Consider the following 13,155-nt stretch of genomic DNA (forward strand, 5'->3'; position numbering starts at 1 on the left):
ATGAGCTAACCGCTTACCCAGTCGTAAGTGTGCATTTGATGACTTCTGCTATCCTCGTCGCGGTCACTTCAGCCTTGGCTGGCGTCGAGACTTCGCATTCCCATACAACAACGACCTTCCATCCCATCGATTCGAGCGCATGAATATTGCGAGCATCTCGATCGGTATTTTTTCTAAATTTTTCTAACCAGAAATCAGTATTGGATTTCGGCGTAGATGCAACCTTGCACCCGTCATGCCGATGCCAGAAGCATCCATGTACAAACATAGCGGTGCGGAAGCGCGGAAATACAAGGTCTGGCTTACCTGGGAGGCCTTTCGCATGTAGCCGATAGCGCATGCCCAATGCATGGATCGCCTTTCGAAGTGCCAACTCAGGCGCGGTGTTTTTTCCCTGAATAAGTGCCATCCGGGCGGAGCGTTCCACCGAGGTAAGGGTGTCTACCATCGGATAATCCTCGGAAATTTGTGAAAATATCTATGAGTATTCTAGCTCGCCTGAGCCTAGATACCAAGGGGGAACAGGTCGTCACGCAGCCGTGCATACCCGATGAAAACACGTCTGATGAGTGAACCTAATTCCCTGCACTTGTAAGACAAAAAATTTTCATTGTGAAATATCACTAATCCACCACCGAAACGGCCTTTGCAGTTGCCATCGGATCGTGCGCTGCATGGTACCGATCAAGTAGATCTTGAACAATGAGGCCCAGAGCGCGGCCGAGTAATGGAGGAACTGCATTTCCAACCTGTGTATATTGAGGGACTTCGAACCTACGCGACTTACCACCAGTGGTGGCCTTCGAGCAAAAGGTAAACTTATCCGGAAAGGACTGTATGCGTGCCATTTCACGCACCGTGAGCGTGCGTAGGCAATCTTGGTCCTCGTAGTAGTGGCACATATCATCGGGAATGGATAGGGCAGCTGGTGCCGGCATACTGGCCACCATGGCCTTCTGCTTATGCTTGCCCGTTTCGTGATCCATCAAGAAATCTTCCAATCCTGCCTTGGTTCCAAACGACGTGAAGGCTCCATCAGGCTTTAAGTAGAAAGCGTGCGCGCGTAGCTCGCCCCAAGCTGCATCGTCTAGAGTCGTCTTCTTACGCTTAAGGATCTGGAACGCCGCGGTTGCGGTTTCCGGGCGAACCTTGCTAAGTACTTGGTAAATCCGGAAGCGGCGCTTCACATCAATACAATGCCTGCGAAAGTCGTGGTTCGCCTTTGGCTCGCCCGCCAGCCCCCTAGACAGTATTGTGTTGATGCTCTTGACGTATGCTGATTCCCATACTTCGTCCGACCTTAAATCGTCAATCGCCTCGCGTACTGACGTAGGCCTACCATTCACTAATCCCTTCAAGAATGTGCCCAGGAAGATGCTCGGATTTTTGTCAGCGTCATGTAATGGCAAGTCCTTTAGCTCAACAGGCTGTCTCTTTCTTATCTTTTCGAAGAATGCCTTGGATGAGTTTAAAATTTCACGGTCACGCATTGGTAATTCATTCCGGAGCGTATCGTAGACATCCTTTCGGATTGATAGCATGATGAAACGGGGGCGATTCTGTGCGACGCCTGCGAATTTTGCGTTGACGTGTAGACATATGGGTACATATCCACAAGAAGGATTACCCGGTTCCATGCCAATCTGGGCAAAGGCTTGCGCAACCTCGAACCATGCATAGACCTTCTTACCTTCAACGACGAACGGCCGTAGTATTCCCGTCACATTTTCCAATAACGCGAACTTTGGCTGGATAAGTTGGACGAACTTGGCGAATTCCCAAGGCAGTACATTACGAGCATTTGTGTACTGACGCATACCTGCCATGCTGAAACTCTGGCACGGAGGGCCTCCAGAAACTAGATCGATGTTTCCCTCGCCAAATCCATTCCTTAGCAATTCCATCGCAGTCTTGTTTTTCACGTCGTTGAGCCATCTATTTAACTCGACCACGCTTCCGACAACCATCGATCCTGCCAAGTCGCGGCCGTCGCTGCGAAGATCGCATACGCCCTTGCCGAGAGGAGGGAACTCCTGTGGATTTTCGCTCAAGCGAGATGTCATGTCCTGCAACTCATACTTGCTGCTGAGCCACTTTGTCAATATTGGTCCTTTTGACAATATTTTACTTTTTGCGAGAGTGGTCAGAGGCTCTCCTAACAAGTTGAAGGAAAAGGTTTCGCTAGCCATTGGCGATAGCTCGTTGGCAAGCAGCATCTTGCCGCCAGTGGATTTAAGGCCAAGCGATAAGCCTCCGCAACCAGCGAAAAGCTCTACGTAATTCATTATTTCTCCAACGACTCTATTGTCAGGGTACAGGTTTTCCGGGAGAGGAAATCACATGCAAGCGGGGCAATAGGATATACCAACTGGCATCCGGCAGCCATAAGAACCTAAACATTCCACTTCCAACTTGAACCAATGGCATGTCAGGTCGATGTCCAAGCGAGACGTAAACTTAGGAAGGTCCATCATCCGAGTAAGGCAACGACTGGCATACGACATGCTGGACATGGCGCCAACGTTGGTGAAGTGATAACATCAATCGCTTGCAAATGACATACAGTGCTTCAGCGGAGCCGGCCTGCTACATTGCATCATACGCGCAAAAATGGTCTAGGCTCGGCAGCAAGTATCGCACGCAGACGTAGCCTGAGAGGCTCGTCATGGACGAGGATTGCCCTCGCCACATCGAAGGACCAATCATCCACCGATGAGTCGCCCACTGCGTTGAACCGGGCGCAAGAAATGAGGTCCTAGAAATTTCCACGCCGCGCCGGTTTGCTATTTATTGGGAGCTTTACTTGTCAACTCATAGAACGGAAGTCCACGCATTATTTCCCCTAAAGAGTCAAACGACTTGTATAGGCAGTGATGATTCGGCAATGTTTTGACGCGTTCAGATAGGTCCCCAAGATCGGAGGTAAATCCCAGCGCGCCTAGTTCAGCTGGCGTAACGTTAGGAACTTTGTGGATGAACCAAGTTAGTAGTGGCTCACGGTAGTCCGTTCCAGCCGTCTTGAAATGCCTTAGGTACTGCGAAGCCAAAATCACTCCCGTGCCAAACTCGCGACCTTGCAGCAGCAATTTGCGGAGTACGTCGAACTCGTATCTCATAATATTGTCAGCTTCGTCCACTAGAAGATAGGAGTCAATTACTCGCAGTTGGGGCGCCGTACCAAGGAAAGGCCGTTTGGGTACCTTCAACATGTTCTCGTAGAACATGTTGAGCATAATCGCCACCAGCATGTTCTTGCTACGGTCGTCCTGACCCATTGCGTCGAGGGAAACGACTACAATCCCATCGAGAAACTGATCGAAGGGCTTCGTTTTCGCAGGATCCATTTCAAAAATTTGCATATCAACCAAATCGTCGATGATCGACATCGGCGAGTCTGACTTCCCGGCAAGCAAGTCGCGATATTCAGAGTGGATATCGTAGATCGTGGGTGGCCGCCCTTGGCTAGCGCATGCCTCGTACGCGCTTCTCACCGCGCCTTTGAGCTTGTCACGCTGGACTGGCCCGATTCCTGTGTACACCTTGTCTAAGACATCGGCGAAGAAACGAAACCTGTCGAGCCAGGGTGCGACGGATTCGCCAATGCACGTCGTGTCGAATAAATTCAGTGGCAACCGCGTCGGCTTGACCACTCTCGCACCGGTGGCTTCAAGGAACTCCGGACTGCTGTAGTCGCGCTTGTAGTCGAAGATGAGAAATCTCGGCTTGACGCCTCGGTTTTCTTTATGTGCTATTGCGATTTGAAGAATGAGCGATTTCAGAAGTTGGGTTTTGCCAGTTCCTAAGTCACCGACCACCCCGATGTTCAGTTGATTTAAACGGGTGTCGGATAAGTTGAGAGCTAGCGACCGCGGCTCAAACCCATCAACCGTCTGGCCCAAGGAGAGGACGATACCATCACTCGGTTCTCCTACTTCGATTAAGGGCAAAACTGTCAAGGCTGGCAGGCACTCTTCCGGGGTGTCGAGCATGAAAAGGCCGCGGGGCCCCTCCAGTTCATCAAGGACGGGCACACAAGCAGGGTTACCTTCCTGATTACAAGGGAGAAGTGCTGGCCGTATTGCCGCGGCCTCGTAGGGGGCGTGCATGACACCCGTTGGAAGAAGGCTCCATGTCCCTACCTTCGCACGCACCTTGTCATAGAAATTCTGTGCATCCCCAGCGACGATGCGCCAAGCATCCTTGGGGGAGATGAAGATGCTCTCGTCAAAGCCATCGCCATCATGATCGCGTGCCTCGCTCTCTGATCCGTCTACGACGATCAAACGTCCCTTGGGGTCGATGGAAATAGCCGTGCCTGGGCTAAGAATGGTAGCAACGATCCGCTCATGATAACTAGCCCACCTCGCGGCTTGATTCGCGACACCTTCCTGCTGGCTGTATACCCTTAAGCCAAAGCCAACCATCGAAAGCAGCAGGTGCTTGTATGCAAGCTCCCAGAGCGGCGAGCCGGCGGCCCGTTCGCTTAGTCTCGCAAGCAGTGAAGACATGGACTTCGCTTGTGCTAGTGCGTCCCTTGCATCGTTTGGGCTGAATATCGTGTTCTGCTGGCGACACTTGACCTCGACGGGTGTCAAGTGCAGGCGTATCGCGCTTTCGGTGGCGTGGATGCCAATAACAAGCAAGTCGGGCCGTGACAAGGAAACCTCCCTCCGGTCGTTGCCAAGCGAGCGAGCAAGGTCGGATAGGTAGCCACGGAATGGATCCACCGGGACGATGATCGAAATGATGGCATCTTCTGCTGTGCCGGCAAGGACAGGCAGTACGCTGTCAAGGTTGCCCGACACGCGGAACTTATCTTGCAGCAAGCGGACGGCAAGGAACAAGCCCAGATCGCCGGTGGCCCCTGTGTCATCGCCAGAAAGGCCCCGGACTGTCGGTATTCCTCTCCTCGCCACCTCGAGCAGGATGTCATCGACCTGTGCGTCGGATAGCCGGTTGCCACCCGACAGACCTTGCAGTGCGCGTCGGATGGCGTCACGGTCTGCTTCTTTGACCTGAGAGAGCAAGTAATAACCACTTGTATCACCGGCCCGATGGGAATACGACGGCAAGTCGTAGTCCCATAGATAAGCGCCCTTGATCCATCCGCCAAGGAAACACGCGGGATCGATCGCGGAGGATGAAACGGCGACGAATCCTGCCCGCTTCTTCTCAAGCATCTCTGCAATTGCATGTACGTTTGGAGCGAACTGGAGTCCGACCGACGATTGCTGGCTTTTTTCCATGGCGACGATACAAGCCGCGACCTTGTCACCGAAAATATCGCCGCTCGCCGGCATCGACAATCCTTGCCGCGACTCGCTGACGAAAGCGCCGTGCAACTGGCGCCGCACGCGATGCCGGATGAGCCCTCCCATGCTCAGCGGAGAGCCCATCCCGACGGTCGTGCACTCAGGTTGCGCGGAGTCAAGTTGGGCAATGATTCCCAAGTCGGGATTCGTGCCCGCTGGCTGCTTGTCATACCAGCGCACGCTATTCGACGTGTCCTCCGACAGGTTGGCGATGGTGGCCTGGTCTGGGCGCGAACCTACCGGGCGCGTGTCGAACACTTCCAGCATCCTAGGACCAACTAATTGTCGTGCCTCTGCCTTGTCACCGCTACCGAATCGATTCAAGCACCAATTTGCCAATCCATCGTTGCACGCGTCCGTGGCCCCGCCAGCGCTGGAAACGACGAGGCTGATGATGGGCTTGGCCGCTAAAAGGTCTGAGACGTCTTCAAGTGCGCGACCGACCTGAGCCGGGCTAAAGCCGCTCGAAATGCCACCGACTACCAGACCTAGCTCATTATCGAACGGCGCCTGCCTTGACTCGTCAGCAATTTCCCTCAGACGCGTGCCATTCCAAAGGACGGACCAATAATCAGAGCTGCATTCGACGGAAAGGAAATTTACAAGCTCAATACCAGTCGGCCCACCCGGGGCTTGCAACGACATCGCGAGCAAATCGGGAATGCAGTCAGGGTCGAGGATACTGGCCGCTGGGCATGGGCGCTCGGTGTCGCCATGGGCACCGCTATAAAGCACTCGCTGGGCTAGGCAATGCCATGCCAGTCGTAACGGATGGAGGGGCGAGAGGATGATCGCGTCCGGAACGCGCGACAATGTGCGCCCCTGGGACTCCCTCGAACAAACGGCAATCGCGTCCACCCAGCATGCAACATCGCGGTCAGTCGCAAACCAGGCCATGTACGCATCTAAATATGCTTCAACCAGAACACGAAAACTTTCGTCTTGAACCATCCATTTACCTAGTGGGGCAGATTCAAGGAGTCCAGCAAGATCGCTAGTTTCCCTGACGCGCGCCGCGATCTGTATTCGTGCCTCGACGAATCCAGCAGGTGGCTTGAACAAGGTGATTGGAGGCCGTGGATCATGCAGGAAACGGGCCTGGGAGAGAATCGGCCCATGGGCCGCGCTCCAGTCCGGGGAGGTCCACTGGGCAGCGTAGTCATCCGCAAGCACCACTGGAAGGAATGAATTTGATACGTTTTGCTCGTCCAGCATCCATGACTGCAGGCTTGACAACCGTGCATGGCGATCAAGCTGTACGATTGCTTTGGCGTCAAACTTGTCGAGATGACGGCGATTAAGCTTTATCAAACGCTCGAACTCGCTCTTACAGCCTTCTTCCTTCGTTTCTTCGCAGGAAATGTAGATTCTACAAGTCTGAGCTGCACGCTGTCCGGCTAACTGAAAGCTAATTTCAAGCTGGAACTTTCCCTCTGCCTCAATCTCGAGCTGATACTCATCAGTTCTCAGGGAGTGGATGACGAGTGGCTGTGGCTCCTCGCCGAGTTGTTCCGTCGCATCGTCGGCAACACCCCTTGCTCCCACAAGTGTGACCCCGGATGCAACCAATACGATTAGCTCATAACGACCGGGGCCTGGCAGTGCGAGCGAGGATTCCCAATTGATACCAGTGCTTCCCTTTCGAGGCTTCTTCGGTGGTGAGAGCTTACTTGCGATACGACAAGTAACAACGATGCCAGGTATCCAGCTTGCCAGCGAGATCACCTTTTGCGCCGCAGCCTTGCGGCCTGCCGCGGTAACCTTGTAGCTGATCGGACTTCGTTGCCCACTCGACGGAGGAGAGTCGCTTCGAGGTTCGATGCCATCCACTGTCACTAGCGTTCCCTGCTTGCCAAAAGAACCGCCCGTCATCAACACATCGATCGCCCCAACATCTGGAGCATTTAGCGACGATATTTCCAGCTCCACACCGGCCCGCACTATGGCAGGCATGCCCCTGCCAATAGGAATAATCGGGTTGGTGCAGGTGATCTGAAGGTCGCCTCCCGCCTGATCTGGCTCATCAAACAAGAGCTCTGCCCAGCACTCGACCGTCAATGTCTGCCACCATATTGGAGGTGGCTCGAGCGCGAATGTGTTCGAAGGAAGGTAAAACGCCGCAGTCGAGCGCTCAAACGAAGTCGGTATTTCGCAATTCGCGCGAACATGCGTCAACAATGCCGCCAGTGCGTCCTTAACCGTCGTATCCACACTGCCGTTGGCAACCAAGCCGTCAATGCCAATTTTAAAGCCATCCGCCAGCTCGTCGGCGACGCCTTTAAGAGTCTCCAACTGGACTTTCGCAGCGATACTGCCATCTGCCATAGGTGGCACGCCACATGCAAGTGACAGCGCAGAGCCAGGCGCGAGGCCATGAAGGTCTTCCCCGATTGAGTATATGCGTGAAAACAAGCGCCAGGCTGCATCCCGTCCTCCCTTGCGCGGCTCCACCTCATCGACCGCGGCAGCTGCAAGCTCTACTATGGCTGTAGCTTCATCGAAAGAGCTCGGTTCGATGCCAGCAAGACGCAATCCCTCTCTTACAATGTACTGGACGAATCCGTCCTTCCACCACTCCTCGAACGCGGCATGGCCGGTATTGCACGAGGCGCTAATGCCGAATTCTTCCGTGGTTGAGGCAACGGACATGTTCGTATGCTGACCTGGCGGCATGAGCGCAACGTAGCTTGCGCTATTCGGGTCATTACGTATGTGAAGAAGGTGGCTTTCGTCGCACTTGCCCGACTCTCCAATTCTCGGGTTGGCGCCAGCCATTCTGTCACGCGGAAGCTGGAGAAGCACTGGCAGCGTATTTGACATGCCCTCTGCGTCGGGCAGGACAAGGATGCCGCCATCCCCCGTTAGTTCAGTGAATATCTCCTCGAGCATATCGAGCGGCGGGCCATGGAATATGAACCGTGACTCGATTTTTGCTCCCGTACCCTTGATGTTGTCGTTGGCCTTGTTCCGGATGATGGTAGCAAGCGTTTGTACTAGTCTTTTCATTTGTCGTCTTCGGCAAGCGTTGGCGCAAGAAATGGAGGAAGCAAGAGCATGCCGCTCTCTGCATCCGGGCTATCGAGTACCAGCCCAAGCATTCTAAGTTGTTGGCCGAGATCGTTGCGGGCAATATCGTAGCGGTCCACGGCGATTCCATAGGCTGCAAGATGCTGGGCGAGCCGATGAATGGAACGGGGCCCACCCATTCCTGCCAACGCACAATGGACCAGTGCCAATACCGCGACAGGGCCAAGCGAGACCACCCAAGGACTACTCGGGCTGCTTCCCTTTTTCTTCAGGACATAGCCTTGGTCATATCCTTTCAATAGCTGCACGGCGGTAATTCGCTGCCCGAGCGAATGTCGTGCGAACTCGAGCATGTTTGCGCCGATGCCCTTGTTGCAACTTAGCGCACGGGCCTCGCGGTCGCGCAATTCCTCGATATGTGAGGCGAGCTGCAATGCCTGCAACGCGCCCTGATTGTTGCGGACGTGCTCGCACAGCGCCGCGATATCACTGCTCGAAGAAATATTGCCCTCATATGGCATATTGATGCTGTCCAGCGACCACAAGAACGAATTGATGCCAAGTCTGGCCGCTAAGTAGCTTGACGCCTTGTCCTTGAGTCCATTCAGAGCCTTGCCACCGTAGGTCATGTACTGTGCGCTAGCAGGGAAGACCTGAGCCCTTGCCCCGGCGCTCCCGAAGGGCCCCTTGCCTTCCAGCGCATTCGAGAGGCAGCGCCAGATACCTACTTGCACATCACATAACCAAGTAACGTGCGCCACCATAGCTAGGCGTAGTAGCGCTTCCAGCAGGCTCGTCCACTGTCGGCGTGTCATTGAGCCCTTTGCTTGGATTACCGATCGCAAGTCCTTTGCAAACTGTCGCGCTGGCATGAAGTCGATGCCATCGAAGTCCTCGCCCGCGAAGCTTGAAACGTCCGAGGGCGGTACCGGAGCAAGCTTCCATGGGGACCGTATTCCCCAGGCCAAGGTCTCCTGTTCGAGCCAGCGCGCAAATACATCATCATCTTGACCTACGCCCAGTGCCACGAACAGATCCTTCCAAAGTGTCGAAGCAGCGGCTTCGTTCCTGGAGCCGAGCCAGACCATCTTGCGAACAAGGACACCAGGAGACCATGGATTGCCCGCCAGTCGAGCCGAGCCCGAGACAAGCGCAACGGACGGCACCAAAGGGGTAACCTGCAGGAAGCGCTTCGCGGACTGGTTAGGTAACTTTGGACTTTCCAGCACTCCGTGTAACAATGTGTTCCAAGTATCGACGCCCAACGTCGTGCCCTCTGGGGAGGCCTGGCGGCGATCGCGCAGCTTTTGAAGCCGTTGCTCCAAATCGCGCCCCGCTCCGGGTATGCTTCCCTCTTTAACGTCGTCGTATCCGATGACTCGATACAGCGAGGCCAGAAGCACTTCAGAATTCGCGTATTCGGGCGCGGGGCTAATAGCCAACGCAGATTCCCGATAGGTCTTATGGGATGACTTCCATGGAGAAGCGAAGAAATTTTCCAAACTCATAGCGTCTCCCCGAGTCCGGAGGCAACGAAGCCATTCCAGGAGCTACCGATTTCCGTTCCGTCGATACCTATCCTAATCCTCGCATCCGAGAGTGTCTCAAGGTCCCTGACGATGGGCCCCGACAACATGGCCTTGGTCGTGTCTAGCAAGGTCACGACCGCGCCTGGCAAGGACGCTTGCGAGAGGCCACGATCCAGTTCCTTGACTGCCTTAAAAAGATCGTATGTCAATGGGATCGGTTGCGAAGACTTACCGGAACCAACGGCAAGATAAGCGATGGGCGAGCGCGGTCTTCCGGCGGTCGAAACCGGCAGCATCCGCACCTGTCGCACCGGTACTACGAGCGTTGCCTGCCGTTGTCTTGGCGGCAAAGGCTGCCCAAACGTCGTAGTGAGGGATACCTCGAACCCAGCCCCTTTGTTCAATAGATTCTTGACCTGTCTTGCCACTTCAAATAGCCGTTGCCCATTCTCATCATGGTCCACGACTTGCCGGAATTCTTCCAGAATATCCGCGTCAGCGACCACTGCCGAGCGACTACAGATGCTACGACGCACGAGCCGACATGAAAAATCACGTATCAGTCGCTGCATGCGGCTGGCCGAGGCGGGGCTCTTGCGCCGCGTCTGCGACGAGGAAAGGAAATTATCGACCTTGACCAGACGTCCTAGCAAATCGAGCTCGACCGATGACAAAACCTTGTATTTTTGTATGAAGTCGATACCGCCAGCGAGCGAACGACTAAACCGCAAATCGAGATCGGCCAGCATGATTTTGTTTCGAGCGCTGACCAAGACCTCATGGTCCGGGCTGGCAAGCGCGGGATCGAGTAGGTGGACGAGATCATCTAACAGGGTAGCGATCGTCGCAGGCAAGTATGGATCCTTCCGCTCTGCCAGAAAATGTTGAAGGCCCAGTAAGGTGCGGCCCTCGCTTGATCCTTTGTCCATGCCTAGGTCCTTCATTCCCTGTCGCAAGACCATGGACGCTTCCGCATTCCATGCATGGAAAAGCGCGTGCTGGTAGCCGGACATTGCAATCTTAAAAATTGCAGAAAGCTGATGCTTGCGCGGTATTGGAGCGACTTGTCCCAGCCTGTCCTGTTCGAACATGTATGCCGCCCATTTACAGGGACTGCCCTGCTGTCCATCGCCGTCCGGGCGTTGGCCCGCGAGTAAGTAAGAAACGAGGGTGAATAGGTCGCGGAAGCTCCATCGTTTACCACTGGCGAGCTCGTACCAGCGCAGCATCTTTAGCAAGCTGACACGGCATCCTTCATTCGCCAGCAGCATCTGACTATGGCAAAACGGGCAACCACTCCCGGCCGCACAAGTCCCCGGGGCCGGCCAATATCTTGCATTAACCGCGTGCTCAAGCAATTTAGCAGCTGGTGACCGCGAATCATCATCAGGAGTGATCATCAAGGATTCCGCATCCATCGGCCAGATCGCGATCGACGGAAAGTTTTCCAGTGGCCAGCACGACGGAGCGCTGGACGAGAGGCTTACGGACCGTGTGATGGCCTCTAATAGTATCCGCGCGTTATCCAGGCCTTGGTCGATTGCATATATCAAGGCGTCGTCGAGTACACCCCGGTTAACGCAGCACAGGTAGTGAGCCGAGGGGGGACTATCCAGCAGCACTGACAGCTCTTCAATAAGGAGCTCTGGTGCATTGCGGCCTTCGTGCCCAGCGATAGTCGACGCGTCTTGAATGATTTGTATCTCAAAAAGAGAGGCATTTGGGAAAAAACCGCTCGCATCGACACAGATGCTCCGTGGCACTGGCTTGCCAAGAAGTGGGTGGAACGCGATAGAAAGCAGATCTACCAAGCGTCCCTCGGCAACTAGCTCGTCGTCGATGCGGCGGATCGTATGCTCGATCGCCTCCGTCTTTCCATTCCCGGGGCCTCCCACGAGCAAGAGGATTCTAGGAGTATTCGCTTGGCCACTAGCGATCCTGCGAGACCAATCCTCCAGACGCGAGATCAGGTTCGTCCTCAATAGCTCCTTGCCCGGCCGGCCGCTGTTAGAATCGAAAAGTCGTTTCACGCCACCAGAGTGATGCCCCGACCAATCAAGTAGGTCCTCAGGAAAGCGAGATTCATGTGTGACGTTTTCTTCCATTACTCGTTCCTCTCACACTGTCGGGGTCTGCTTGCCTCACCCCAAAGTGCAGGACAATAGCGATTAAAAAATCCGGTGATGGCCACACTTGGCAAGTACTCATAATCAACCAATGAGAAGCCTCGATTTTTCTGCCGGAGTACGTAGTTTTTAATTGTCAAAATAGCACCATAAACAAGGCCTCGTAAATCTCCGGCCGCCGCGCGAGGCGAGGCTCCCGCGAGGAGTCTATGTCTCATGGAAGGCAGCCTTACATTGCGTCGGGTCGATTGAAGAACGACCGGTAAACAGACAATATTCCCCAATGTGGGGAAAAATTCCTGAAAAAACTAAAATTCCAGAGACTGAATTAGTCGTGGTGGCTTATATCACCCCGGTACATCGAAAGCATACATGCCCTAACAATTGTTGAATAGTTATCAAAAGTCCCAAATAACCAAATGTTGCAGCATTAAATCGCTCACTATACGATCGCCGGATGGCATTGCACAATCACAAGCGACGATGTTTTCATGGATTGCAAGATTTGCATTGTCTAGTTGCGTCCTATCAACGGAACTAAATACGATGTAATTGTTGGTCATAAACATCCGTTTGGCAATGTTTCTTTTTATAGCCACGCACAGGAGGAAACTTCTCTTTCGTAAAGTGGCTACATCATCAAGACAATTTTGCCTAAGGAAGCGCTGATTTATTCCCCCTGCGATGTCCCTGACGAGGCGACGACCTGAGACAATATCGAGGTATCCAAGCGCCTTGCCACCGATCATGCAAAAGAGTTTTTCCGACCTCGAATACGCTGCCAAGAAGAAGCTGACACGGCGCGACCGTTTTCTCGCCGAGATCAACAGCGTAACCCCGGGGGCAAGCTGCACAAGCTGATTGAACCGTTCTATCCAAAGGTGGTGGGTGCAGGTCGTCCGCCGATCGGACTCGCGCGCATGCTGCGCATGTATGTGGCCCAGCAGTGCTTCGGTCTGTCTGACGAAGGCATCGAAGATGCGATCTATGACAGCCAGTCCATTCGTGCATTTGTCGGTATCGATCTGGTCTGGAAACCGCGCCCGATGCAACCACGCTACTTGTCAAGTTTCGCCATCTGCTGGAGGCCAACGGCCTGACTCGGTGAATGGATAATTTATAGATACTGAACACTATAACTACACTAACACAGGGGGAAAT

The 13,155-nt window shown here is 54.1% G+C and carries 6 protein-coding genes and 1 pseudogene; 1 reads left to right on the plus strand and 6 read right to left on the minus strand.

The window, feature by feature from the left end:
• Window positions 1-13 precede the first annotated feature (13 nt).
• The 6 genes from F0185_RS05230 to F0185_RS05255 all read right to left on the minus strand — a co-directional run bounded on the left by F0185_RS05230 (window position 14) and on the right by F0185_RS05255 (window position 12,743).
• Window positions 14-448, minus strand: coding sequence for a very short patch repair endonuclease (locus F0185_RS05230; RefSeq protein ID WP_167222256.1), 435 nt, complete (start codon window positions 446-448; stop codon window positions 14-16).
• A 175-nt stretch (window positions 449-623) separates the two neighbouring features.
• Entirely contained in the window at window positions 624-2,285 is a 1,662-nt protein-coding gene (locus F0185_RS05235; RefSeq protein ID WP_167222258.1) for a DNA cytosine methyltransferase, read from the minus strand.
• Between the two features lie 498 nt (window positions 2,286-2,783).
• Window positions 2,784-8,318 (minus strand): putative type IV secretion/conjugal transfer ATPase, encoded by a 5,535-nt coding sequence (locus F0185_RS05240; protein ID WP_167222260.1) that lies wholly within the window; start codon window positions 8,316-8,318, stop codon window positions 2,784-2,786.
• Window positions 8,315-9,847, minus strand: a complete 1,533-nt coding sequence (locus F0185_RS05245) for a hypothetical protein (protein ID WP_167222262.1) — start codon at window positions 9,845-9,847, stop codon at window positions 8,315-8,317. Before F0185_RS05245 ends, F0185_RS05240 begins: the two co-directional genes overlap by 4 nt.
• Complete coding sequence (locus F0185_RS05250; protein WP_167222264.1) at window positions 9,844-11,973, minus strand: ATP-binding protein; 2,130 nt, start codon at window positions 11,971-11,973, stop codon at window positions 9,844-9,846. The genes F0185_RS05245 and F0185_RS05250 overlap by 4 nt, the downstream gene beginning before the upstream one ends.
• 419 nt (window positions 11,974-12,392) lie before the next feature.
• Window positions 12,393-12,743 (minus strand): hypothetical protein, encoded by a 351-nt coding sequence (locus F0185_RS05255; RefSeq protein ID WP_167222266.1) that lies wholly within the window; start codon window positions 12,741-12,743, stop codon window positions 12,393-12,395.
• Here F0185_RS05255 and F0185_RS05260 point away from each other — a divergent pair.
• Window positions 12,742-13,099, plus strand: a pseudogene (locus F0185_RS05260) (transposase); the annotation flags it as partial. The gene F0185_RS05255 and the pseudogene F0185_RS05260 overlap by 2 nt on opposite strands.
• Window positions 13,100-13,155 lie beyond the last annotated feature (56 nt).

The organism is Massilia rubra (assembly GCF_011682065.1).
GTDB lineage: Bacteria > Pseudomonadota > Gammaproteobacteria > Burkholderiales > Burkholderiaceae_D > Telluria_A > Telluria_A rubra.